Annotated in this window: 19 protein-coding genes and 1 tRNA gene; 18 read left to right on the top strand and 2 right to left on the bottom strand. The window is 47.4% G+C overall.

The features are described 5' to 3' along the window. The first annotated feature begins 255 nt into the window (after positions 1–255). Together R2J37_RS13305 and R2J37_RS13300 are read left to right on the top strand one after the other, a co-directional pair. Positions 256–1,719 (top strand): GH25 family lysozyme, encoded by a 1,464-nt coding sequence (locus tag R2J37_RS13305; RefSeq protein ID WP_316265505.1) that lies wholly within the window; start codon positions 256–258, stop codon positions 1,717–1,719. Positions 1,720–1,810: 91 nt separating this feature from the next. Beyond that, entirely contained in the window at positions 1,811–2,485 is a 675-nt protein-coding gene (locus tag R2J37_RS13300; protein ID WP_316265503.1) for an MmcQ/YjbR family DNA-binding protein, read from the top strand. A gap of 52 nt (positions 2,486–2,537) precedes the next feature. On the opposite strand, the gene R2J37_RS13295 is transcribed toward R2J37_RS13300, so the two are convergent. Together R2J37_RS13295 and R2J37_RS13290 are read right to left on the bottom strand one after the other, a co-directional pair. Next, positions 2,538–2,629: transfer RNA gene (locus R2J37_RS13295), tRNA-Ser, on the bottom strand. A 91-nt stretch (positions 2,630–2,720) separates the two neighbouring features. Continuing rightward, positions 2,721–3,002: a TFIIB-type zinc ribbon-containing protein gene (locus R2J37_RS13290; RefSeq protein ID WP_230105232.1), complete on the bottom strand. Its 282-nt coding sequence runs from the start codon at positions 3,000–3,002 to the stop codon at positions 2,721–2,723. A 192-nt stretch (positions 3,003–3,194) separates the two neighbouring features. Here R2J37_RS13290 and R2J37_RS13285 point away from each other — a divergent pair, with 192 nt between their 5' ends. The 16 genes from R2J37_RS13285 (at position 3,195) to R2J37_RS13210 (ending at position 24,868) form a co-directional block, all read left to right on the top strand. Beyond that, the gene (locus R2J37_RS13285) at positions 3,195–3,872 is read left to right on the top strand and encodes a response regulator transcription factor (protein ID WP_304999989.1); all 678 of its coding nucleotides are present in this window, start codon (positions 3,195–3,197) and stop codon (positions 3,870–3,872) included. Beyond that, complete coding sequence (locus R2J37_RS13280) at positions 3,873–5,333, top strand: sensor histidine kinase (RefSeq protein ID WP_256193099.1); 1,461 nt, start codon at positions 3,873–3,875, stop codon at positions 5,331–5,333. Positions 5,334–5,390: 57 nt separating this feature from the next. Then, a complete protein-coding gene (gene hisH / locus R2J37_RS13275) occupies positions 5,391–5,996 on the top strand; it encodes an imidazole glycerol phosphate synthase subunit HisH (RefSeq protein ID WP_316265499.1) in 606 nt (201 codons plus the stop codon). Between the two features lie 16 nt (positions 5,997–6,012). Further along, complete coding sequence (hisF, locus tag R2J37_RS13270; RefSeq protein ID WP_316265497.1) at positions 6,013–6,774, top strand: imidazole glycerol phosphate synthase subunit HisF; 762 nt, start codon at positions 6,013–6,015, stop codon at positions 6,772–6,774. 35 nt (positions 6,775–6,809) lie between these two features. Further along, positions 6,810–7,478, top strand: coding sequence for a uracil-DNA glycosylase (gene ung / locus R2J37_RS13265; protein ID WP_316265495.1), 669 nt, complete (start codon positions 6,810–6,812; stop codon positions 7,476–7,478). Positions 7,479–7,524: 46 nt separating this feature from the next. Beyond that, entirely contained in the window at positions 7,525–8,955 is a 1,431-nt protein-coding gene (gene lpdA / locus R2J37_RS13260; protein ID WP_230105238.1) for a dihydrolipoyl dehydrogenase, read from the top strand. A 142-nt stretch (positions 8,956–9,097) separates the two neighbouring features. Further along, entirely contained in the window at positions 9,098–11,395 is a 2,298-nt protein-coding gene (locus tag R2J37_RS13255) for a heavy metal translocating P-type ATPase (protein ID WP_316265493.1), read from the top strand. A gap of 134 nt (positions 11,396–11,529) precedes the next feature. Beyond that, on the top strand, positions 11,530–11,889 hold the full coding sequence (locus R2J37_RS13250) for an ArsR/SmtB family transcription factor (RefSeq protein WP_230105240.1): 360 nt from the start codon (positions 11,530–11,532) through the stop codon (positions 11,887–11,889). A 33-nt stretch (positions 11,890–11,922) separates the two neighbouring features. Then, positions 11,923–13,785 (top strand): heavy metal translocating P-type ATPase, encoded by a 1,863-nt coding sequence (locus R2J37_RS13245; RefSeq protein ID WP_316265491.1) that lies wholly within the window; start codon positions 11,923–11,925, stop codon positions 13,783–13,785. A 35-nt stretch (positions 13,786–13,820) separates the two neighbouring features. Next, positions 13,821–14,348: a tetratricopeptide repeat protein gene (locus R2J37_RS13240; RefSeq protein ID WP_316265489.1), complete on the top strand. Its 528-nt coding sequence runs from the start codon at positions 13,821–13,823 to the stop codon at positions 14,346–14,348. Between the two features lie 19 nt (positions 14,349–14,367). Continuing rightward, the gene (hflX, locus tag R2J37_RS13235) at positions 14,368–15,606 is read left to right on the top strand and encodes a GTPase HflX (RefSeq protein WP_316265488.1); all 1,239 of its coding nucleotides are present in this window, start codon (positions 14,368–14,370) and stop codon (positions 15,604–15,606) included. Positions 15,607–15,641: 35 nt separating this feature from the next. Beyond that, a complete protein-coding gene (locus R2J37_RS13230; RefSeq protein ID WP_316265487.1) occupies positions 15,642–19,022 on the top strand; it encodes a PD-(D/E)XK nuclease family protein in 3,381 nt (1,126 codons plus the stop codon). Next, positions 19,019–22,657 carry a helicase-exonuclease AddAB subunit AddA gene (addA, locus tag R2J37_RS13225; protein WP_316265486.1) on the top strand — a complete coding sequence of 1,213 codons (3,639 nt, stop codon included), beginning with the start codon at positions 19,019–19,021 and terminating at the stop codon, positions 22,655–22,657. Before R2J37_RS13230 ends, addA begins: the two co-directional genes overlap by 4 nt. Positions 22,658–22,949: 292 nt before the next feature. Further along, complete coding sequence (locus tag R2J37_RS13220; protein ID WP_230105246.1) at positions 22,950–23,273, top strand: PadR family transcriptional regulator; 324 nt, start codon at positions 22,950–22,952, stop codon at positions 23,271–23,273. After that, a complete protein-coding gene (locus R2J37_RS13215) occupies positions 23,270–24,043 on the top strand; it encodes a DUF1700 domain-containing protein (RefSeq protein ID WP_316265485.1) in 774 nt (257 codons plus the stop codon). Before R2J37_RS13220 ends, R2J37_RS13215 begins: the two co-directional genes overlap by 4 nt. After that, complete coding sequence (locus R2J37_RS13210) at positions 24,044–24,868, top strand: DUF4097 family beta strand repeat-containing protein (RefSeq protein ID WP_316265484.1); 825 nt, start codon at positions 24,044–24,046, stop codon at positions 24,866–24,868. The last annotated feature ends 21 nt before the right edge of the window (positions 24,869–24,889 follow it).

The following is a 24,889-nucleotide window of genomic DNA, read 5'->3' as shown; positions in this document are numbered from 1 at the left end:
GAGGGGATGTCGGTACCGACATCCTCTCAGACTGTAGACAAAGTTGGTGCGGGAGCTTAGTTCCGGCACCACTTCTTTGCCCAAATACAAATTCCCATATTTTTGTGTGAAAGATCAAAAAGAATCCTGATTTTCTGTCCTGCCTTTCTGGATGATCACTCATCCATTCATGGAATATGCCTCAAGTGGCAATTTCGATATTTTCACATAAGTTAATATTGAAATTCTGCAAAAAATGACAGGAGGCAGCGAAATATGAGTTTAAACGGCATTGATATCAGCAATCATCAGGCAGGGCTTGACCTTGCGAAAGTTTCTGCTGACTTTGTAATATGTAAGGCTACAGAAGGAACCGGTTTTGTGGATCCATACTGTAACGGATTTATTCAGAGGGCAAAAAGCCTTGGAAGAAAAACAGGAGTTTACCATTATGCCACAGGAAAAAGTACAGGAAAAGAAGAAGCGGATTTTTTTTATAAAAATATTCGGGGGTATATCAAACAGTCGGTACTTGTTCTTGACTGGGAAGGAAAAGCAATAGAAAAAGGTCCGGGGTATGCCAAAGCGTTTCTGGACCGGATTTATGAATTGACAGGAGTAAAACCGCTCATTTATATGAGCAACAGTGTAGTAAACAGTTATGACTGGACAAAGGTTGTACAGGCAGATTATGGTCTGTGGAATGCCGGATATTTTGCGGGGGATCAGACAATGGGCTATACACCGGATGCTCCTGTTTACGGCAGCCTGGGGGCGTGGAAAACCTGTGCTATGTATCAGTACACTTCGTCGGGAAGGCTGCCGGGGTGGAGCGGCAATCTTGACCTGAATGTATTTTACGGCAGCAGGGAGGCCTGGGACAAATATGCGGGAGCTTCAAGCGTCATAAATGATCCGGATGGAGCGATAAGAAATGGAGGAGAAATGCAGGGAGATAAATCGCAGAAGGGCGAAGTATCCTACCAGGTACATGTGAGGAGACAAGGGTGGCTTTCCTGGAAATGCGACGGGGAAATGGCCGGGACGACCGGGCAGAACAGGCGGATAGAAGCGCTTCGTATCGCGCCTCCGGGAAAGACCAATGTAAAAATCCATATGAAAGGAATCGGAGATCGGGAGTATCAGGATATTACGAAAAATACGATCCTTGGCACAACAGGAGAGAAAAGGCGGATAGAAGCCATTGCTATAGAAGGCAGTACAAAAGAGGAGGAGCTTCATTATGCCTATCAGGTACACCAGAAAAGTAAAGGGTGGACAGACTGGAAATTTGATGGGGAATGGGCAGGAGAAAGAGGAGGATCTCTTCAGATGGAAGCAGTGAGGATCCGGATTGCCCATCTGATCCTGGAGGCTCATGTGCAAAGCGAAGGCTGGCTGCCGAAAGTTCCGGATGGTGAGATCACGGGAACTACAGGTAAATCCCTTCGGCTGGAAGCATTCCGGCTGGATCCTTTTGAGAACGAAATCAGGGCGAAGGCCCATATTCAGTCAGAGGGCTGGGTGGATTATGGCATCATCAGTAAAAATACCGTGATCGGTACAGTAAATGAGAAAAAGCGGCTGGAATGTCTGTGCTTTGAAGGTCCCTTTGAATGGCGGGCGCATCTTGCTCACAGCGGCTGGACAGACTGGACTTTGGCAGATGGTATTGCAACACTGGGAACGGTGGGGCAGGCGCTTGCAATGGAGGCGTTTCAGATACGCATGAAAAGATAGAGGTTACGCCCGGACTTCTATGCTATAATGAAAATGGAAAATAAGAAATACAAAACAACTTTTACTGCGGCAAAAGTAAGCAGGAGGAGCGATGAAGGATATCATAAACAATATATTCAGGAGAAGGAAAGTCAATCTGACCAGGCTGCCTGCTTATGGATTTTCAGAAAAAAAGGGCAGATATTTCTATCATACGGTGCTGCCGGGCAGCGGGTTTTCGATGGAGGTGGAAATTACCGGGAAAGGTTTGGTGAAAGCGACCGTAATTGACGCAGAAACAAATGAACCCTACACTTTGCATCTTACTGACAGCGCATCGGGCAGTTTTATCACAGGAGTGAAAATGGACTATGAACAGGTGCTCACTGATATTGCAGAACACTGCTTTGAGCCGGATGTTTTTAAGGGCACACAGACAAAAGCGATAATCGCTTATGTTCGAGAAACTTATGGAGATGAACTGGAATTTCTTTGGGCGAAAACGCCTGATAATGCTATCTGGCGTCGGAAAGATACACAGAAATGGTATGCCGCAGTCCTTACAGTTTCCCGCAGCAAGCTGGGACTTCCTTCTGATGAAATGGCTGAGATCATCGATCTGCGGATTGAACCGGAACAGATGGAAGCGACTGTGGATAATAAAAAGTATTTTCCCGGCTGGCATATGAATAAAAGAAGCTGGTATACCATAATTTTGGACGGTTCAGTACCGGAAGAGGAGATATACAACAGAATTGACAGAAGTTACCGTCTGGCAACAAAATAAATCAGGAGAAAACCTCTGTTTTAAGGGGTTTTCTCCTGATGCTTTAATAGAACGGAGACGGAGGGATTCGAACCCTCGTACCGGCGATAAAACCGATAAACTGATTTCGAGTCAGCCCCGTTACGGCCACTTCGGTACGTCTCCTCGTTCATGCTGTCAGGTCAGGGAATGCATTCTCTGGCATAACAGCAGGAATATTATAACACGTCTGGACGGATTGGAAAAGGGAGAAAATCTATTTTTTCTTCCTGAAAAAAGAAAAGCGTGACCGCCGTTCTTCCTCACCGATTGCCAGGAGTTCGTCGTACGCCCGGCGCATTTCCCGTTCTCGTTTTTCCCGGACATGTTTTGGAGGGATATTGGCATATTTGGGATAATGCTCTTCCTCATCTTCGTTTTTTTCCTGCTTAGGAGCAGAGTCCGGCAGGCGGAACTTTTTACGGCATGTATCGCAAAGAGCATAGCCTGGAGACTTTTTGCTCATCCTTAAGGGATTTCCACATTTTGGACAATTCATTTTCAAAACCTCCTCACGGAAAACAGTATAGCACAAGTTGGAAAGATTTTCACAAAAGAAACATAAATTACTGGTATACTGTACTTGAAGGTAAGTGGGCTCTTTTGGATTTCTATACGGTGAATAGAGAAATCCGGTTGCAATTACCTGAAATATTGCAGATAATAGATAATAACAGAGGAGGTGGCTTTTGTGGATCAGATAAAAGTTTTAGTAGTGGATGATGAAAGCCGTATGCGCAAGCTTGTCCGGGATTTCCTTGAGCGGGAAGGATATAAGGTCCTGGAGGCAGGCGACGGTATAGAGGCTATGGATATATTTTATGAAAATAAGGATGTCTGTCTTATTATTTTGGATGTTATGATGCCGAAGATGGATGGCTGGCAGGTGTGCAGAGAGATACGGCAGTCTTCTAAAGTACCGATCATTATGCTCACGGCACGTTCTGAAGAAAGAGATGAACTCCAGGGCTTTGATCTGGGAGTAGACGAGTATATATCAAAACCTTTCAGCCCGAAGATTCTGGTTGCCCGTGTAGAAGCAATTCTTAGACGTACCTGCAGCGCGGCAGAGGAAGATGCATTGGAAGCAGGCGGGATCCGGGTTGATAAGACAGCCCATATTGTCACCATAGATGGAGAGAATGTGGACTTAAGCTATAAGGAATTTGAGCTTCTTGCCTATTTCATGGAGAATAAAGGAGTGGCTCTTTCCAGAGAAAAGATTTTGAACAATGTTTGGGATTACGATTATTTTGGAGATGCCAGAACCATAGATACTCATGTAAAGAAGCTTAGAAGCAAGCTGGGAGACAAAGGAGATTATATTAAGACTGTGTGGGGCATGGGATATAAATTCGAGGTGGACTAGATGAAATATTCAATTCGCAAGCAGATGATAGGGATTTTTGTGGGCCTTATTGTCTGTATGATAATCGGTCTTTTTATTATCAATGCTTTTTTCCTGCAGCCCTATTATGTAGAAAACAAAAAAGAAAGTTTTGTTAAAATGTACGATGATATCGGAAAAGTTATGGACGATGGGAATATCCAGAATGATTCTGTCAGGAACACATTGGCCTATACAGCGGAACGATATAATTTTTCCTATATGGTATATAATTTTGCGGAGCGTCAGGGCTATTCCAATGTCAGGGATACAGAAAAACTGCTGCAGCAGCTGACAGGAGTTCTTCTGAATCAGCCGGGAAGCCAGATGCTGGAGAAGACGGACTCTTATCAGATCATACGATTCAATGATGTGGACAGCGGTTCAGAGTACCTGGCTCTCTGGGGAGAAATGGGAAACGGATATAATATTTTCATCCGGAGCCCTATTGAAAGTATCAGGGAAAGCATTATGCTCTTTGACCGTTTTCTTCTTTTAGTGGGGACAAGCGTGATTGTGGCAGGCATTCTATTTGTGTGGTACTTTTCCAGAAGGCTGACAGAGCCCTTGATGGAACTTACCGCACTGTCGGTCAGGATGGCGGACCTTGATTTTGATGCCAAATATACAAGCGGCGGTAAAAATGAGATCGGTGTTCTGGGAGAGAATTTTAATGTGATGTCACAGAAGCTGGAAGAGGCGGTTTCTGAATTGAAAAGCGCCAATTACCGTCTGCAGCAGGATATCGAAAAAAAGGAAAAGCTGGAGAAAATGAGAACAGATTTCATGGGAAATGTTTCCCATGAGCTTAAAACCCCGATTGCCCTTATACAAGGATATGCGGAAGGGCTGAAGGAAGGGGTCAGTGATGATCCGGAGAGCATGCAGTTTTATTGTGATGTAATCATAGACGAAGCAGACAAAATGAATCAGATGGTAAAAAATCTCATGACATTGAATCAGCTGGAGTTTGGAGATCAGGATGTCCAGTTTGAGAGATTTGATCTGACAGAGCTTATTAAAGGCGTGCTGCAAAGTATGGAAATACTGATCCAGCAAAAGGATGCGAAGATCCAGTTCAGAACCAAGGAGCCGGTCTATGTATGGGCGGATGAATTTAAGGCGGAGCAGGTGCTTCGTAATTACGTCAATAATGCGCTCAACCACCTGGATGGGGATAAGGTGATTGATATAAAAATTCTCTGTCATGATGAGAAGGCAAAAGTAACGGTATTCAATACAGGCATTCCGATTCCGGAAGATGATCTTCCCCATATATGGGAGAAATTTTATAAAGTGGACAAGGCTCATACAAGAGAATATGGCGGAAATGGTATAGGGCTTTCTATTGTAAAAGCGATCATGGATTCCTTTCATCAGGAATACGGAGTCAATAATTATGATAATGGCGTGGAGTTTTGGTTTGAGCTGGACAGAAAATAACCGGTGCAGTCATAGCATGCTTATACAGCGCCGGAAATAGAAAGGACAGGAAAGAGAATGATAGCGATAATTGATTATGATGCGGGGAATATCAGAAGTGTGGAAAAAGCGCTGAACTTCCTTGGACAGGAAGTGATAGTTACGAGGAAGAAGGAGCAGATTCTGGGAGCAGATAAGGTCATTTTGCCGGGCGTAGGATCTTTCGGTGATGCCATGGATAAAATACGTCAGTATGGCCTGGAGAAAGTGATCCGTCAAGTTGCAGAAAACGGAACTCCGTTTCTCGGCATCTGCCTGGGACTTCAGCTGCTTTTTGAGAGCAGCGAGGAAAGCCCCGGCGTTCAGGGACTTGGCATACTGAAGGGGCGGATACTGAAGATTCCGGAAACGGAAGGGCTGAAGATTCCCCATATGGGATGGAATACTCTGAAGCTCCAGGGAAACGGCAGACTTTTTCGAGGCCTTCCGGAGGATCCTTATGTCTATTTTGTCCATTCTTATTATCTGCAGGCGGCAGAAGAAGAGATCGTAACGGCAGTAACGGATTACGGTATCAGGATTCATGCTTCTGTGGAAAAAAATAATGTGTTTGCCTGTCAGTTCCATCCGGAAAAAAGCAGCAGCACAGGACTTGCCATTTTGAAGAATTTTGTAGAGTTATAAAACGGAGGAGAGAAGCATGCATACAAAACGAATCATTCCCTGTCTGGATGTTCATGGCGGGCGGGTAGTCAAAGGTGTGAATTTTGTGGATCTGAAGGACGCAGGGGATCCGGTGGAGATTGGAAAAGCTTACGACCAGGCAGGGGCAGATGAACTGGTATTTCTTGACATTACCGCGTCTTCAGACCGAAGATCTACTGTGGTGGATATGGTGCGCAAAGTGGCAGAAACAGTATTTATCCCCTTTACCGTAGGAGGCGGGATCCGGACTGTGGAGGACTTCCGCGCGATCCTGCGGGAGGGAGCGGATAAGATCTCTATCAATTCTTCGGCAATCCAGACGCCGGAACTGATCTCGGCAGCGGCAGATAAATTCGGCAGCCAATGCGTTGTTGTCGCTATAGATGCCAAAAAGAGAGCGGACGGCAGCGGCTGGAATATCTACAAGAACGGCGGGCGTATTGATGTGGGGATTGACGCTGTAGAATGGGCTTTGAAAGCGGAAAAACTGGGGGCAGGAGAAATTCTCCTTACCAGTATGGACTGTGATGGGACGAAAGCGGGATATGACCTGGAGCTGACAAGAGCTATTGCGGACGCAGTGCGTATTCCGGTGATCGCATCCGGCGGCGCCGGTACACTGGAGCACTTCAAAGAAGCTCTGACGGAAGGGGGCGCGGATGCGGTGCTTGCGGCTTCCCTGTTCCATTATAAAGAACTGGAGATACGGGAAGTAAAAGAATATTTGAAAAAAGAAGGGATTTCGGTGCGCCTGTAAAGGCATCAAAACGGACGAAAGAGAAGGAGGATACGATGGCTGCAATATCAAACGACTGGCTGGAAGCATTAAAAGGAGAATTTGGCAAAGCCTATTACAGGCAATTATTCGAGACTGTAAAAAAGGAGTATGCAACTTATTTGATTTTTCCCCCATCTGACGATATTTTTAATGCGTTTCATTTGACGCCGCTTAAAGAGGTGAAAGCGGTTATTCTGGGACAGGATCCCTATCATAATGTGGGGCAGGCCCATGGGCTTTGTTTTTCGGTGAAAAAAGGTGTGGATATTCCCCCTTCTCTTGTGAACATTTATCAGGAGCTTCACGATGATCTGGGCTGCACGATTCCGGATCATGGCTGTCTTGAAAAGTGGGCCAGGCAGGGGGTGCTGATGCTGAATACTGTTTTGACTGTACGGGCTCATCGGGCAAATTCTCATCGGGGAATCGGTTGGGAGGAATTTACAGATGCGGCGATCCGGGTGTTGGATCAGGAAGACAGACCCATTGTGTTCATCTTGTGGGGGGCGCCGGCACAGAGGAAAAAGGCAATGCTCCACAATCCGAAGCATCTGATTCTGGAAGCGCCTCATCCCAGCCCGTTGTCTGCATACAGAGGATTTTTTGGAAGCAGACCGTTCAGTCAGACTAATGCCTTTCTGGAAAAGAACGGAATGGAGCCTATTGACTGGCAGATAGAGTAATAAAGAAATGCCAGAGAGTGATATATCTGGCAGGACAGGGGGAAATATGGAAGAGAACAGATATGATCTGGTAATTATTGGGGCAGGACCTGGAGGATATGTGGCCGCTAAAAAGGCAGCAGAACTGGGAATGAAAACAGCCGTGATCGACAGGGGGCCTGCAGGAGGAACCTGCATGAACAGAGGATGTATTCCGGCAAAAGCGCTTCTTCATGCCGCAACTTTGTACCGGGAAATGAGAGAGTGTGAGAAGTTCGGACTTCATGCGGAAAATATCAGTTTTGATCTTCAGAAAATATATGAGTATAAAGATTGGGCATCGGAACAGATGCGGTCAGAACTGGAAAAGGATTTTGAACGCCTGGGCATTGATATGATCTATGGAAATGCCGTGCTTCAAAAGAATAAAACTGTGAAGGTTGCCAGGGAGGACGGAAGCAGCCTTCTCCTTGCCGGAGATAAGATCCTCATTGCTGCCGGGGCCAAAGCGAAGCTGGCAGATATCCCGGGGATGGAGCTTCCGGGAGTGGTTACAAGTGAAGAACTTCTTGTCAGCAAGGCCCATAAATACGAAAATATGCTTATCCTGGGAGGGGGCGTGATCGGTCTGGAACTTGCCACTGTATTCCAGGCGCTTGGCACAAATGTGACTGTAATAGAAATCTCCGACCGGCTGCTCCCCAATATGGACCGAGAATTTTCAGATGCGCTGGAACAGATTTTGACAAAAAGAGGAATCCGGATTTATAAAGAAAGCATTCTCGAGCGGGTGGAAAAAAAGGGAGATCTTCTGGGATGTCGATTTGTGCATGACGGAAAGAACAAAGAAGAGTCGGTGGATGTGGTACTTGTGTCTGTGGGACGCGCGCCGGCTACAGAGGGTCTTTTTGAAGCGGATGTTCCTATCAAACTGGAAAATGGGAAAGTTGTGGTGGATGAATTTTACCGTACCAGCATGCCGGGAGTCTATGCGGTAGGTGATGTGACCGGAGGAATACAGCTGGCCCACGTGGCTTCTGCAGAGGCTACATATGTAGTGGAGAGAATGAATGATAAAAGAGCGTCAGTGATTCTTTCCATGGTTCCGGGTGGCTTGTTTACTTCAGTTTCGATCGTGCCAAGCTGTCTTTATACAGACCCGGAAATCGCTTCTGTGGGGCTGACGGAAGAGGAAGCGAAGAGAAAGGGAGTGCCGGTAAGGTGCGGGAAATATATCATGGATGGAAACGGACAGTCTATTATTGCAGGCGGAGAGGGCGGATTTATCAAAGTGCTCTTTGCAGCGGACAGCGATGAGCTTTTGGGAGCGCAGATGATGTGCCCCAGGGCAACGGATATGATTGGAGAGCTTGCCACGGCTCTTGCCAACGGTCTGACAAGCTCCCAGCTTATGTATGCAATGCGTGCCCATCCTACATTCAATGAGGCAATTTCATGTGCTGTGGAGGACAGCAGAAAGGCCGCTGTTACCCGATAGTCGGGTGCAGCGGTTTCTTGTGTGAAAATAAAGTCATTCCTCTATTGACAACAGGGAGAAAATGTGTTTATATTAAATCATGAACATATGAACAATCATTCATATAAAGATAAATTTGAAGTCAGTCAGAGGAGGGATTCGCATGTCGGAAGAAAAAATGCAGGCAGAACAGGAACACTGCCATTGTGAAGGAAAATGCAGCCACGAAGGAAATCATCATTCCCATGACCATGAGGAGCATTCCCATAGCCATGAAGGACACAGCCATGCTCATGGAGATCATCACCATACAGAAGTAATACACACAGGACATGAGTTTGACCATATAGATAAAAAGACGGAGCAGAGAATCTACATTCTGGAAGGGCTGGGATGCGCTAACTGCGCAGCGAAAATGGAACGGCAGATCTGTGCGCTTCCGGAGGTGGAGATGGCGGTTCTTACTTATGCTACCAAACAGCTTAAGGTGGCGGCGAATCATCAGGAGGCACTGCTTCCTAAATTACAGGAGATATGCTCATCTATTGAAAGTGAAGTGACTGTTGTACCAAAAGAAGAGGAAAAGCCTCTTCCCAAAGTGAAGAAAAGTCTTTTTGAAGAAAACAAAAAGGAAATTTTGATAATTGCGGCAGGTGCGATTCTTTTTGCGGCGGGAACGATCAGTGAGCATATGGGAATGACTCCCTTGTATCCCGCTATAGGATTTGTAGTGGCATATGTACTTCTTGGCTGGGAAATCGTATGGTCAGCGCTGAAAAATCTGACGAAGGGTCATGTATTTGACGAAAATTTTCTTATGAGTGTAGCAACACTGGCGGCATTTGCCATTGGTGATTTCGCAGAAGCTGTGGGAGTTATGCTTTTTTACCGGATAGGAGAACTGTTTGAAGATATTGCTGTTGACAGAAGCCGGTCCCAGATCATGGAAGCAGTGGATATGCGGCCGGAAGTTGTAAATAGGGTGGAAGGCAGCAATGTTTATGAGATTCCTGCAAAATCAGCGGAAGTGGGAGATATTCTCCTTATCCGTCCCGGAGATCGAATCCCTCTGGATGGAACAGTGGCAGAAGGAACAAGCAGGATCGATACCTCTCCGGTAACCGGAGAGCCGGTGCCGGTAGCGGTGTCACCGGGATCTTCTCTTGTCTCCGGATGTGTCAACGAACAGGGCGTCCTGAAGATGAGAGTGGAGAAAAAATTGAGTGAATCCATGGTCACTAAAATTCTCGATTCGGTAGAGAATGCAGCTGCAAGTAAACCAAAACTGGACCGCTTCATTACCAGATTTGCGAGAGTTTACACTCCCATCGTTGTTCTGGCAGCTGTTTTGACAGCGATTATCCCGTCAATGATTACTGGAGACTGGAACCACTGGATTTATACGGCTATCACATTCCTTGTTATCAGCTGCCCATGCGCGCTTGTGCTGAGTGTTCCGCTGGCGTTCTTTTCCGGTATCGGAGCAGGATCTAAAAGGGGAATCCTCTTTAAGGGAGGCGTTTCTATTGAGGCGTTAAAAGATGTGAAAGCTGTTGTTATGGATAAGACGGGAACGATCACTAAGGGAGAGTTTCAGGTGCAGAGCGTGGTGCCAAAAGGAAGGATCGGGATGGAAGAGCTGCTAAGAAAAGCGGCTGAATGTGAACTGGGTTCGACGCATCCCATTGGAACCAGCATTGTGGAAGCGGCAAGAGAAAAAGGTCTTACCCTGGTACGGCCAAAAGAAGCGGAAGAAATTTCAGGAAAAGGCATTCGTGCAGTGATAGAAGAGCAGGAGGTGCTTTGCGGAAACCGGGCGCTGATGGAGAAGTATCAGGTTGATACCAGGAGTTTTGAATATACAGAATACGGTACGGAAGTTTTGATTGCAGTAAACGGAGAGCTTTCCGGATATATTGTGATTGCGGATGCTTTGAAGGAAGAAGCGGTCAGAGCTGTTGAAACATTGAAAAAAGAACATCTGGCGGCGGCAATGCTGACAGGAGATGCCAGGGACAGTGCCAGGGCAGTGGCAGATGCTGTAGGGCTCCAGGAGATTTATGCGCAGCTGCTTCCGCAGGAGAAATTGGAACATCTGCAGATGATCCGGAAGAAATATGGGCCGGTGATGTTTGTCGGAGACGGCATCAATGATGCGCCGGTTCTTGCAGGAGCAGATGTAGGCGCTGCCATGGGCAGTGGAGCGGACGCTGCTATTGAGGCGGCTGATGTTGTATTTATGACCTCTTCCGTAGAAGCAATCCCCGATTCCATCCGCATTGCTCGGGTTACCGGAAAGATTGCGATGCAGAACGTAGTGTTTGCCCTTGCGATCAAGGCGCTGGTCATGCTTCTTGGATTTTTTGGAGCTGCCAATATGTGGATGGCAGTATTTGCCGACACTGGAGTAGCGATGCTCTGTGTGCTTAATTCCATCCGTATATTGTATAGAAAATTTTAAAAACACATTACAAAATTGTTAAGTTCCCCCGGATTTCAGCGAAATAGTTGAAATATCGGGGGTATTTTGGCATAATTAACAAATGAACCAGTATTCACATGATAGCTGTGGAAAGTCAGGAAGGACGGTAGAACATGAAAAGAACAGAAGCAGAATGCTGCGATGTTGTGATGACCCACACAGGTACAGTAGAAGAAGTGAAGAAAAAGATGCCGGGAGATGGAATGATCCATGATCTGGCGGATTTTTATAAAGTATTTGGAGATGCCACGAGAATCCGTATTTTGTGCGTTCTTCTCCAGGCAGAGGTATGTGTCTGCGATCTGGCGGAGATACTCGGAATGACCCAGTCGGCAATCTCCCATCAGCTCAGAGTGCTGAAGCAGATGAAGCTGGTAAAAAACAGAAGAGAAGGAAAAACCGTTTTTTATTCCCTGGCGGATGGACATATTCAGACGATCATCAGCCAGGGTATGGAGCATATTAGCGAATAGAGCTCATATAAATGGGATGAAGAGGATAAAAGGATGGCAAAAGAACTGAAAATAAGGTGGATCATTCTGGCGGCAGGAATCGCGCTTTATGCGGGTGCAGTGACATTGGCCAGGCTCACTGCTCTTGATAATGAAGTCAAATTTTTTATTTTCCTTGCCATATATTTGGTGGCAGGATTTGAGTCTTTCCGGGGATTTCAGGAAAATGTCATGAAAAAGAAATTTTTAGATGAGCACTTTCTGATGATCGTGGCTACTGTGGGAGCTCTTGCAGTAGGACATTATGAGGAGGGTGTGGCAGCTATGCTGTTGTTCCAGATCGGAGGATCTTTGGAGGCTGTTTCTGTGGACAGGACAAAGCGTACCATAGCGAAATATATAGATATACGCCCTATGTATGCAATACGCAAAGAGGGGGAACAGGAAGTGCAGGTGGAGCCATCCAGTCTGCAGGTAGGAGATGTTATTGTTATAAAACCCGGAGAAAGAGTCCCGGTAGATGCTGTGATCACAAGTGGCATCACGGCTATGGATACCAAAGCGCTTACTGGAGAGACCGTTCCCCAGACGGTGGGCACAGGAGACAGGATCTACAGCGGGAGCATCAATACAACCGGTGTAGTAGAGGCAGAGGTAAAGAAATTGTACAAAGACTCCACCGTATCCAGAGTAATGGAGCTGGTCGAGAACGCACAGAAAAGAAAGGCTGATACGGAGAGCTTTGTTCAGCGGTTTACGAAGTTTTATACGCCAGCGGTAACAGCAGCGGCCATATTGATCATGGTAGTTCCGCCTGTGTTTTTACCCGGAGCCCAGTGGAGTACCTGGATTTACCGTGCTATGATCGTGCTGATCGCCGCCTGTCCGGCGGGACTGATCCTGTCGGTGCCGGTAGCTTTTCTTGGCGGGATTGCAGCGGCGGCCCGTCAGGGTATTGTGGTAAAGGGCGGAAATTATCTTGAAATGCTGGCTAAGGCGGACACCTTTGTTTTCGATAAGACCGGAACTCTGACGGAAGGCGTGTTTGAAGTGCTTGAAGTCTATGCGGAATCTTTGACAGAGAGTGAACTTCTGGAGATTACGGCTCATGTGGAGAATTACTCCAACCATCCCATTGCGCAGTCTCTTATGAACGCCTACGGCGGAGAATATGATGCTTCCAGGGTAACCCAGGTAGAAGAGCAGCCCGGATATGGCATCAGCGCCAGGTATGAAGGGAAGAATATCCATATCGGCAACAGCCGAATGGCCGGGCTTTACGGTGTGGAAGTGGATGAAATAGAGACAGAGGACACGGTAATTTACGTTCTTGTAGAAAGCGAATACGGCGGATATATTGTGGTAGGAGACCGGCTCAAGGAAGATGCCAAATGGACCATGCGGACGCTTCGCGAAAAATACCATGCAGTATTGGTTATGCTGACCGGAGACAGCCGGGAAGCCGGAAACGCCGTTGCAAAAGAACTGCATATGGATTATGCTTATACAGAACTGATGCCGGAAGATAAACTGGAACAGATGGAAGAATTTATGCAGTGTCAGTACGAGGCGGAACGGGTTGTGTGTGTCGGTGACGGTATCAATGATGCACCTGTTCTTGCCAGAGCGGACGTGGGAATCGCTATGGGCGCTCTGGGAGCTGACGCGGCGATCGAGGCGGCAGATATTGTTTTGATGGAAGATGAGCTTCCCAAGATCGTGGATGCAGTAAGCATAGCGAAAGAAACCGTGCGGGTGGTAGGGCAGAATATCAATTTTGCTCTTGTAATGAAATTTATCGTGCTGGTTCTGGCAGCTGTTGGGTACATTTCCATGTGGGAAGCGGTATTCACTGATGTGGGCGTAATGATTCTGTCTATTATCAATGCGTCCGGAGTGGTAAAATATTGGCAGTAAAACTGCCTGAAACACAGCGGGAGGATAGATTTGGGATGAAACGTTATATAGGAACACTGGCGGCTCTGGCCCTGGCCGGATTCATGCTGACAGGGTGCGGCGACAAAACAGTAGAGGAAGGGGTAAGCCTTCTGGAAGAGCAGGACTACAAGGGAGCGGCGGAATTGTTTGAGCAGGCTGTAGAAAAGGATGAGGAAGACGCAGAGGCACAGAGAGGGCTTGGCATTGCAAAGTGGGAGCTTGAGGATTACGAAGGAGCGCTGTCAGCCTTTGAAAGTGCGCTGGAAAACGGAGGGGACAAGACCGCAGAGATTTATAATCTGATGGGAAACTGCTGTATGAAACTGGATCAGGCGAAACAGGCGCTGAATTACTACCGCCTGGGCCTGGAAGAAGAGGATGCAAGCGACGAACTGAAGCAGGAGATGCGGCTGAATGAGATCGCTGCCTATGAGAAATCGGGAGACATGGAGAGCGCCAAGTCAAAGCTGAAGTCCTACATTCAGGATTATCCTGACGATGAAAAGGCTGCAAAAGAAGCGGAATTTCTGGAGACAAGATAAAAGCAGAAGGGAAAAGAGCATGTTTGAGACGAAGGAAAGGAAAGAAAGAGTCATCCTGGTAGGGGTGAGTGTTTCGGATTATGACGATGTATCGTCTTCCTTAGATGAGCTGGAGGATCTTGCCGAGACGGCCGGAGCGGTGTGCGTGGGACGCCTGATCCAGAAGAGGGAACAGATCCATCCCACTTCCTATCTGGGAAAAGGCAAGATTATGGAGCTTAAGGACCTTTTGTGGGAGACAGAAGCTGACGGGATCATATGCGATGATGAGCTGTCCCCGGCGCAGATCAGCAATTTGAAGGCAGAGCTGGACACAAAGATCATGGACCGTACCCTTTTGATCCTGGACATCTTTGCGGCTCGTGCTTCTACAAGCGAAGGGAAAATCCAGGTGGAGCTTGCACAGCTGAAATACCGGCAGTCCCGCCTTACAGGGCTTGGCACTTCTCTTTCCAGACTGGGAGGAGGAATCGGGACAAGAGGACCCGGAGAGAAAAAGCTGGAAATGGACCGAAGGCTGATCAAGAGCAGAATTTCCAGACTGAATCAGGAGCTTAAGGAGGTTAAGAGACATCGGGAAGTGACAAGGGAGCACAGAAACAGAGAAAATATTCCGGTTGCTGCCATTGTCGGTTATACCAATGCGGGAAAGTCCACGCTTCTTAATTATCTGACAGATGCCGGGATCCTGGCGGAGGATAAATTGTTTGCAACGCTGGATCCGACCACGAGAGTAAAAAAGCTGCCGGGAGGACAGAAAATTCTCCTGACGGATACGGTGGGATTTATACGGAAGCTTCCCCATCACTTGATCGAGGCTTTTAAAAGTACTTTGGAGGAAGCCCGGTATGCAGATATTTTGATCCATGTGGCAGATGTGTCCAGTCCCCGGATGGATGAGCAGATGCATATTGTCTATGAGACGCTGCGGGAACTTCAGGCGCTTGATAAGCCTGTGATCACAGCGTTTAATAAAATCGATACAGCCCGGTGCGAATATGTTCCAAGAGATTTCCGGGCGGACAGAACGGTCTGTATTTCCGCAAAGACCGGAGAAGGGACGGAAGAACTTCTAAGCGCTGTGGAAGATATTCTTCGGGAGCAGAAGATCGAGGTGGAGAAGCTTTATCTTTACAGTGAGGCGGGAAAGATTCAGATCATACGCCAGTATGGGGAGCTGTCCAAAGAAGAGTACCGCGAGGAAGGCATTTATGTGAAAGCGTATGTGCCGGCATTTATATACGGCAGGATATGCTGATCAGGCAAAGGTGACGACAACAGAAAGGAAAAAATATGGCGCTGCAGTTTGTTTTTGGGGGTTCCGGTTCAGGGAAGTCCCATTATCTTTATCAGAATATTACAAAAGAAGCGGAGGAGAATCCCTCCCTTTCTTATCTTGTCCTTGTACCGGAGCAGTTTACCATGCAGACTCAGAAAGACCTTGTTATGCACGGCAGCAGGAAGGGAATCATGAATATTGATGTCCTAAGCTTTGTGCGCCTGGCTCACCGTATTTTTGAAGAGACAGGAAAGGGAGGATTCCCGGTATTGGACGATGAGGGAAAGAATCTGGTGCTTAGAAAGATCGGAGGGGAGCTTGAGTCCCGCCTGAAGGTGCTGAAAGGAAATATGCGGAAGCTGGGGTATGTCAGCGAAGTGAAATCCGTTCTGTCGGAATTTATACAGTACGACGTGGGCATGGATGAGATCCGCAAAGTGATGGAATCCTCAGGGGAGGATTCTTATTTGTATTATAAACTGTCGGATATTGCTCTTTTGTACCAGGGCTTCCAGGATTATCTCCGGGAAAAGTTTATCACTAAGGAAGAGCTTTTGGATGTACTGTCCAGAGTGGCCTGTGAATCGGAGATTCTGAGAAAAAGCACAGTAGTTCTGGATGGATTTACCGGATTTACCCCGGTGCAGGGCCGTCTTCTGGGAGAGTTGATGAAAATATGCAGGGATGTGATCGTGACGGTAACTATTGATGAACGGGAAGATCCCTATACCTTTCGTCATCCTTACCAGCTTTTTGCCATGAGCAAGCAGACAGTAGCTTCTCTTTTGGAAACAGCGAAGAAGATGCAGATTCCTGTCAAGGACCCCGTTGTTTTGAAAAGGCAGCCTGCTCCCAGGTTTGAAAATTGTCCTGCTATCGGGTTCCTGGAAAGAGAAATCTTCCGTTATTCAGGAAAAACATATACAGGGCAGCAAAGCGCAGTGGAACTTCATGTAGCCAGAAATCCCATGGATGAGGCGTGGGCGGCAGCGGAAAGAGTACGCCGTATGATCCGGACGGAAGGATACCGCTATCGGGAGATCGGCATTATCGTCAGTGATATGGACACATACGGAAACAGTCTTAAGAGGGCCTTTGGACGCTATGAGATCCCGGTCTTTATGGATCAGAAAAGGAGTATCCTTTTAAACTCTTTTGTGGAATATATAAGAAGTCTCCTTACCATGGCGGAGCAGAATTTTTCATTTGAGAGTGTCTTCCGCTTCCTTCGTACGGGGTATGCAGGATTTGAAGCGGAGGAGATAGACGAGCTGGAAAATTACTGCCTGGCCCTTGGCGTAAAAGGATTTGCAAAATGGCAGGAGCGGTGGATCCGGCGTTCCAGGGATATGACCGAGGAGGAACTTGAGCGGGTCAATCATTTACGGGTGATGTTGGTGGAGCTGGTGGATGATCTCGTATTTGTGCTGAAGCAGAAAAAGAAAACAGTGAGGGATATTACAGAAGCGCTCTATGATTTTCTTGTCCGGGAAAAAATGCAGCTCGTTTTAAAAGAACAGGAAGAGCAGTTCCAGGCGGAAGGAGAGATGGCGCTTGCAAGAGAGTATGCTCAGATTTACGGGATTGTTCTGGATCTTTTTGATAAGTTTGTGCAGCTGCTTGGGGACGAGACCGTCACTTTGGAGGAGTACTGCAGCCTTTTGGATGCAGGTCTGACGGAGGCCAAGGTAGGTGTGATTCCGCCCGGCATCGACCAGGTTGTGATCGGTGACATGCAAAGAACCAGACTGAAAGACATTAAGGCGCTGCTCTTTCTGGGGGCAAATGACAGCTTCCTTCCGGGAAATCTGATGCAGGCAGGACTTCTTTCAGAAGGAGACAGGACAAAATTTGCCCGGGAAAAGATTGCTTTGACGCCTGGAGCAAAGGAACAGGCCTATGTGCAGAAATATTATCTGTACCTGAATCTGACGAAACCGACAGAGAAACTCTGTGTATTTTACAGTAAGGTGTCAGCGGATGGAAAGAGCGTCAGGCCGTCTTATCTGATTCAGGAAATCCGCCGTCTTTTTCCTGAAATTTCTGTGGAGGATGAGGAAGAAAAGGCGCTGAAGGAAAAAGAGATGACGCCGGAGTCGGGAATCACGGAACTCACAAAAGGGCTGCAGGGGAGGGATGATGCTTCCGGAAGCGCCTGGATGGAGCTTTACAGCTGGTATAAAGGAGAGGAAAAATGGCAGGGCAAGCTGTCAGATCTTCTGGACGCGGCTTATTATGTCCGCCCGTCGGATGCGGTCAGCGAAGCGGTGGCAAAAAAGATTTACGGAGATGATTTCAGAGCCAGCATTACGAGAATGGAACGGTTTTCTTCCTGTGCTTTTTCTCATTTCCTTACTTATGGCCTGGCTTTAAAAGAAAGGCAGGAATATGAATTTCGGGCTGCGGATATGGGCAATGTTTTCCACAGTGCAGTGGAAAAATACGCGGGAAAACTTTCGGAGAGCAAAAGAAGCTGGATTTCTCTGACTCTGGAAGAGCAAAAAGAACTCTCAGACCAATGTGTGGATGAAGCGGTTACAGACTATGGAAATTCTGTGCTTTACAGTACATCGAGAAATCAGTATATGGTCACACGGATGAAACATATGATGAACCGTACGGTGTGGGCCTTGACCGAGCAGCTCCGCCGGGGAGATTTCCAGCCGGAAGCCAGTGAGCTGAGTTTTGGAAGCGGAAAGATTGACCGGGTAGATACCTGTCTGGAAGATGATACGGTGTATGTAAAAGTGGTGGATTACAAGACCGGCCACACTGCTTTTGATTTTTCTCTGCTGTATCATGGGCTTCAGCTTCAGCTGATGGTTTATATGAACCAGGCGCTGGGGCTGGTAAAGCGGAGGTATCCTGACAAGGAGGCGGTGCCGTCCGGGATTTTTTACTATCGCATCCAGGATCCCCTTGTGGAGAAAGGGGATGACAAGGAAACAGTAAAGGAAAAACTATTGAAAGAACTCCGCCCGGACGGCCTGATCAGCCTGGAAAAAAATTCTCTTGCGCATCTGGAGCATGGAAGAGAAGGGGAATCTTTGGCTGTGCCGGTGAAATTTAAAAAGGACGGAAGTCTTGCTGCTTCATCAAAAGCAGTAGATGGAAGTGATTTTGCCGTTCTTTCCAGATACGCCGGGGAAAAGGTAAAAGAGCTGCATGAAAGGATTGCGTCCGGCGAGGCCAAGATCAGTCCCTACCGGCAGGGAACCCGGACCGGATGCGATTACTGTGCCTACCGGCATATATGCGGATTCGATACAAAGATTCCGGGCTACCATTACCGTGACATTGAAAAACTCGACAGACAGGAAGCCATAGAGCGGATGGGAAAACAGATAGAAGAAAGTACAGAAAAAAGTACGGGAAAAGGAGAGAATGATCTGTGAGCGTGAAATGGACAAAAGAACAGCAAAATGTAATTGATCTGCAGGACCGCAATATTCTTGTGTCGGCAGCAGCCGGCTCCGGAAAGACCGCTGTTCTTGTGGAACGGATCATCACCATGCTGACAAGAGAAGAAGATCCGGTGGATGTGGATCAGCTTTTGATCGTGACGTTTACAGAGGCAGCGGCGGCAGAGATGAAGGAGAGGATCCGGGGAGCCATTGAGAAGAAGCTGGCGGAGAGACCGGATGATGAACATCTGAAGCAGCAGGCTACGCTGATACACAGCGCCAGGATTACCACCATCCATAGCTTTTGTCTCTCTGTTATACGGGAACATTTTCACAGCATTGACCTGGATCCGTCTTTCCGTATCGGAGAGGAGGGAGAGCTTCGGCTGATGCGCCAGGATGTCCTGGAGGAGCTTCTCGAGAAAAAATATCAGGAGGGTAATGCCCGGTTCCTGGAATTTGCAGAGAGTTATGCCCGGGGCAGGGATGACCGCAAGATGGAAGAGCTGATCCTGAAGCTCTATGAATTTTCCAGAAGCTATCCGGCGCCGGAGGAATGGCTGGGCTCCTGTGTGCGCCTTTATCAGGTGACGTCGGAAGAAGAACTGTTAAAGACCTCTGCTTTTCAGGCGGCAAAACAGCGGATGGACTGCTATGTCCAAAGTGCTGCAAAACTGCAAAGACAAGCGGAAAAGCTGTGCTTAGAGCCGGACGGGCCTTATATGTACGGGGAAACGCTGGAAAGTGATCTGGAAAATATTGAACGGTTTGAGAAGGCTGTAACTTATTCGGATTATTATGAGGCGTTTCAGAAGATTTCCTGGAAGAAGCTGGCGGCTAACCGGGATAAAACAGTGTCAAAGGAAAAGGCAGAGCAGGTAAAAGCACTGCGGGAGGAAATGAAGGGGATCCTGAAAAATTCAGCCGGTCATTATTTTAAAGATAATATCGAAGAAGTGCTCCGCCAGGCAGCCCTTTGTTTCCCTATGATGAAAGTGCTTGCAGGTCTGACAGAGGATTTTGCCAAAGCTTTTGAGGAACGAAAAAGAAGCCGCAATATGATCGACTTCAGTGATATGGAGCAGTATGCCCTGCGTATATTGACAGAAAAAGAAGGGGATGGATGGAAACCTTCTGCCACGGCCCGTGAATACCAGGAAATGTTCCGGGAGGTTATGATCGACGAATATCAGGACAGCAATCTGATCCAGGAAGCGATCCTTACCAGCGTTTCCGGGATTTCCCGGGGAAGGTACAATGTTTTCATGGTAGGAGATGTGAAGCAGAGTATCTATCGGTTTCGGCTGTCAAGGCCTGAGCTTTTCATGGAGAAATTCAATACGTACCGTCTTTATGAAGGGGAGGGGACCGACAGCGAGAAGCAGAGGATTGACCTTTACCGCAATTTCCGAAGCAGAAAAGAAGTGCTGGAGGGAGTGAATTATCTGTTCCGGCAGATCATGACAGAGCCTCTTGGAGGAATTGTCTATGACGACCGGGCGGCCCTTCATCCCGGCGCTTCCTTTGAGGAGCAGCCGGGAAATCAGCCGGAGATCCTGCTGATCGAATCACAGATCGAGGAAGAAATCCTGGATATGGCCGGGGAGGGAGAAAACACCCTCAATGCCCGCCGCCTGGAGGCAAAGGCAGTGGCAGGCCGGATCCGGGAACTGATGAGTCAGGCTGTGGTGACAGACAAAAAAGACGGAACACTGCGCCCGGTACGCTATTCGGATATTGTGATCCTGACCCGAAGCATAAAAGGGTGGAGCGATGTGTTCCTGGAAGTGTTGTCGGAAGAAGGGATACCGGCATATGCAGGGACGAAGGAAGGCTATTTTGAGACACGGGAGATCGGAACTCTTCTGGATTACTTCCGTGTTTTAAATAATCGGAAACAGGATATTCCGCTGGCAGCAGTTCTTTCTTCCTATTTCGGAAAAATGAATGATGAGGAGCTTGCCAGGATCAAGGCGGCTTATCCGAAGGAGCGCTTCTATGATGCGGTGGAGCATTACCGGACGGAAGGAGAAGATGAAAAGATCCGGGGGAAACTGGAATCCTGCCTGGGGCAGATGGAACATTTCCGCCGGAGAGTTCCCTATACGGCGATCCATGAACTGCTCTGGCAGATCCTGGACGAGACAGGCTATGGAGATTACACAGCCGCTCTTCCGGCAGGAGAGCAGCGGAAGGCAAATCTGGATATGCTGGCAGAAAAGGCCATGACATTTGAAAGCACCAGCTATAAAGGGCTGTTTAATTTTGTGCGCTATATCGAGCAGCTTCGGAAATATGATGTGGATTACGGAGAGGCAAGTCTTAGTGATGAACAGTCAGATACGGTGCGGATCATGAGTATTCATAAGAGCAAGGGGCTGGAATTTCCGGTGGTGATCGCAGCCGGCATGGGAAAACGGTTTAACCAGCAGGATGCCAGAAGCAGTGTGATCGTTCATGCCTCTTTGGGAGTAGGTATGGATGCTGTTGATCTGGACGAGGGCACCAAAAGTGTATCCTTTTTTAAGAGGGTGATGCAAAGGGAGGAAATCCTGGAGAACCTGGCTGAGGAACTTCGGGTTTTATACGTAGCTCTTACAAGGGCAAAAGAAAAATTGATCCTCACAGGAACCATGAAAAATCCCGGGGAGAAGCTGGAATTTCTGCGAGCGGTAAAAGGCGTGGAAGAAGAACTCTCTTTTGGGGTGCTGTCATCGGCTTCCTCCTGTTTGAGCTGGATCCTTCCGGCCATTGCAGGCGGAGGGAAAGAGATGCCTCTTCAGGTATGGATAAAGAGACTGGAAGATTTTGTCCGTGCAGAAGAAGAGGAAAAGACAGAGAAAATATTTACCAAGCAGGCGCTGAAAGACTGGAATACACAAGAAACATATGATAAAGAAATGAAAGACAGACTGAAAGAGCAGTTTGGATACTCTTATCCCTGGCCGGATACGTTTGGACGGAAGCTGAAGTTTACGGTCTCGGAGCTGAAGAAGCGAGAATATATGAAGGAAGTGTATGGTGAGGAAGGAACAGAACTGGGAGAGATGGCCTATGAAGAACCGGAAGTCATTCCGCTGATCCCGCGTTTCCGTATGGAGGAAGAAGAACTGACGGGAGCTTCCCGGGGAAGCGCTTACCACCGTGTTCTGGAGCTTTTGGATTTTAAGGAAGATTACAGTCTGGAATCCATGGCTATGGCGGTCGAAGAGATGAAAAACAGCGGAAAGATCCGGAAAGATATGGCGCAGAGTGTTCGGACGAAAGAAATTCTTGCATTTGTTTCCGGTGCGGACGGAAGACGGATGAAAGAAGCGGCAGAAAAAGGAAAGCTTTGGAAGGAACAGCCTTTTGTTCTGGGCGTAGATGCAGAAGAAATCTACCCCGGATCAGGAGAAGGGGAAACCATACTGGTTCAGGGAATTATTGACGTTTTCTTTGAGGAGGACGGAGAGCTTGTGGTGCTGGACTACAAGACGGATAAAGTGCGAAAACCAGAGGAACTTGCAGAAAAATATCATGCACAGCTGGCCTATTATGCAAAGGCGTTGGAACAGCTCACCGGGAAACGGGTGAAAGAAAAAATTATTTATTCCTTTACGCTTCAGGAGCGGATCTTGCTGTAATAATAGCGTCTGTGTACAAGGGGCAACACGGAGCGTATTGTCCCCTTGTACACAGACGCTAAGATGTTTGGAGAATTGATCCATCGGTGCGAAAAAAGCATCGATGGATTTTTTTGTTCAATAGGAAACTTGTTCTGCATATATTGACAAACAATATTATATGACATATAATATAATCATAAAAATAATATAGATAGATAAATAATATTGTTTTGCAACTAATTTTGTGTGCAGAGCAGCGGCGGAGTACACCGAGGCTGCAGGCAGACATGATAACAAAGGAAGTGATTGGATGGTATTTAACACCGGAGCAGCTCTTCTTGATGCGATCGTCCTTGCGGTTGTTTCGCGGGAGAGTGAAGGGACTTACGGATATAAGATCACCCAGGATGTAAGAAAAGCAATTGAAGTATCAGAGTCCACTTTATATCCGGTACTGCGAAGACTTCAAAAGGACGAATGCCTGGAAGTTTATGATATGCAGTATGATGGAAGGAACAGGAGATACTATAAGATTACGCCGAAAGGATCCGCGCAGCTTAACTTATACAGGGGCGAATGGAAAGTCTATTCGAGTAAGATCAGCGAATTATTTGAGGGAGGTGCTATTTCATGAATCGTATACAGTTTATGACAGAACTGGCAGCGCTTCTTCAGGATATATCCGTGGAAGAACGTGTAGAGGCGATGAAGTATTATAATGATTATTTCGATGAAGCGGGAGAAGAGAACGAAGAAGAGATCGTTCGGGAACTTGGAAGCCCGGCAAAAGTTGCTGCAGAGGTGAAAGCAGGACTTGGAGAGGCTTCGTCGGATGCAGGCGAATTTCGGGAGACCGGTTATACCGATACGAGATTCGAGCAGAAAGAAGCGCCGGCGTATCCGGGGCAGGAAAAAGATTCGGATGAGGCAGGCGGCGGAACGGAAAAACAGCAGGGGAAATACACCCGGGAAGAACAGAGATCAAACAACAACTGGGACACCGGAAGTGAGGAGACAAAACAGAAAAATACCGGACTTAAAATAGTGCTGATCATATTGGTGATCCTGGTGGGGCTTCCCGTCATTGTTCCGGCAGGTATAGCGCTGATCTGTGCGGCGGTAGCGGTAGTTGTGGCAGTTGTGGCGTTGTTTGCCGGTCTGGCTTTTGCTTCCGTGATGGTAGTTTTGCTTGGTGTGACGCTCGTGGGAGCAGGAATAGCCTGCCTGATACCGGAAGCGTCGGCAGGACTTGTGCTGATCGGCGGCGGCCTGATCACATTTGTGATCGGACTTATTATGACGGTGGCGTCGGTGAGGGCATGTATGATCGTACTTCCCGGATTCTTCCGGGGGATCATCAACTTAATCCGAAGACCGTTTCACAGGAGAAAGGCGGTGGCATAAATGAAAAAAGGATGGAAACGATTTTGGGTGTTCTGCGGAGTTACGGCAGCGGTGGGCTGTGTATGCGCTGTGACGGGCAAAGCAATGGGAGCGACAGGTGTATTAGTTGATAACTATATGCCGCAGTTCTTCTGGAAATCAGGCAGTACCAGTGTGGATAGCGATCAGGTTGAACTTTTTTCAAATGTTAAAAACCTGAAGGTTGATACAGAAGGACTGTTCGTGAATATTGTACCGTGTGAAGAGAATAACGTCAGAGTAGAAACCTATAATGTAAATTCCAGACTGAAGCTTCAGATTAAGGAAGAACAGGGAGAATTGAAAGTGGAAACCACTGCCGAACATTATCCCTGGAAACTTTTGAATCAGGAAGTAGCCGGAGAAGTGACGATACAGGTTCCTTACTATTTGGAATTTGGAGAAGCAGATCTTCAGGTGGGATATGGAGAACTTGACGTAGAAGAGATAAAGGCCAAAGATCTGAATCTGGAAGTTGGGGCAGGAGCAGGAAATATCAATTCTTTTACAGCCGACACGGCGGAATTTATGGTAGGCGCCGGAAGTCTGACTGCAGTGGGCGAGGCTGGAAAAAAAGTGGATATAGAATGCGGAGTAGGAGAATTAAATTATACTGCAGAAGGGACGAAGGAAGACTTCAATTATTTCATTGAATGTGGAATCGGTGAGCTGAATCTGGAAAATGAAAGTTATTCCGGAGTTGCAGTAAATAAAGATATTGATAACAACGCCGGCAAGGATATGAAGATCCAGTGCGGTATCGGTTCAGTGAATGTTTCTTTTCAAGGAGCAGCGGAAGTAAGATAACAGAAATTACAGAAAGAAGGA

The sequence above is a fragment of the Claveliimonas bilis genome, from assembly GCF_030296775.1.
Lineage (GTDB): Bacteria > Bacillota > Clostridia > Lachnospirales > Lachnospiraceae > Claveliimonas > Claveliimonas bilis.
The sequence above is the reverse complement of the archived record's forward strand: the minus strand, read 5'-3'. Positions and strand labels throughout refer to the sequence as shown.

What these genes read in the sequence shown, in the direction of transcription:
- R2J37_RS13305 (WP_316265505.1), top strand. Translation starts at nt 256, where the DNA reads ATGAGTTTAAACGGCATTGATATCAGCAATCATCAGGCAGGGCTTGAC.
- R2J37_RS13300 (WP_316265503.1), top strand. Translation starts at nt 1,811, where the DNA reads ATGAAGGATATCATAAACAATATATTCAGGAGAAGGAAAGTCAATCTG.
- R2J37_RS13290 (WP_230105232.1), bottom strand. Translation starts at nt 3,002, where the DNA reads ATGAATTGTCCAAAATGTGGAAATCCCTTAAGGATGAGCAAAAAGTCT.
- R2J37_RS13280 (WP_256193099.1), top strand. Translation starts at nt 3,873, where the DNA reads ATGAAATATTCAATTCGCAAGCAGATGATAGGGATTTTTGTGGGCCTT.
- hisH (WP_316265499.1), top strand. Translation starts at nt 5,391, where the DNA reads ATGATAGCGATAATTGATTATGATGCGGGGAATATCAGAAGTGTGGAA.
- hisF (WP_316265497.1), top strand. Translation starts at nt 6,013, where the DNA reads ATGCATACAAAACGAATCATTCCCTGTCTGGATGTTCATGGCGGGCGG.
- ung (WP_316265495.1), top strand. Translation starts at nt 6,810, where the DNA reads ATGGCTGCAATATCAAACGACTGGCTGGAAGCATTAAAAGGAGAATTT.
- lpdA (WP_230105238.1), top strand. Translation starts at nt 7,525, where the DNA reads ATGGAAGAGAACAGATATGATCTGGTAATTATTGGGGCAGGACCTGGA.
- R2J37_RS13255 (WP_316265493.1), top strand. Translation starts at nt 9,098, where the DNA reads ATGTCGGAAGAAAAAATGCAGGCAGAACAGGAACACTGCCATTGTGAA.
- R2J37_RS13250 (WP_230105240.1), top strand. Translation starts at nt 11,530, where the DNA reads ATGAAAAGAACAGAAGCAGAATGCTGCGATGTTGTGATGACCCACACA.
- R2J37_RS13245 (WP_316265491.1), top strand. Translation starts at nt 11,923, where the DNA reads ATGGCAAAAGAACTGAAAATAAGGTGGATCATTCTGGCGGCAGGAATC.
- R2J37_RS13240 (WP_316265489.1), top strand. Translation starts at nt 13,821, where the DNA reads ATGAAACGTTATATAGGAACACTGGCGGCTCTGGCCCTGGCCGGATTC.
- hflX (WP_316265488.1), top strand. Translation starts at nt 14,368, where the DNA reads ATGTTTGAGACGAAGGAAAGGAAAGAAAGAGTCATCCTGGTAGGGGTG.
- R2J37_RS13230 (WP_316265487.1), top strand. Translation starts at nt 15,642, where the DNA reads ATGGCGCTGCAGTTTGTTTTTGGGGGTTCCGGTTCAGGGAAGTCCCAT.
- R2J37_RS13220 (WP_230105246.1), top strand. Translation starts at nt 22,950, where the DNA reads ATGGTATTTAACACCGGAGCAGCTCTTCTTGATGCGATCGTCCTTGCG.
- R2J37_RS13215 (WP_316265485.1), top strand. Translation starts at nt 23,270, where the DNA reads ATGAATCGTATACAGTTTATGACAGAACTGGCAGCGCTTCTTCAGGAT.
- R2J37_RS13210 (WP_316265484.1), top strand. Translation starts at nt 24,044, where the DNA reads ATGAAAAAAGGATGGAAACGATTTTGGGTGTTCTGCGGAGTTACGGCA.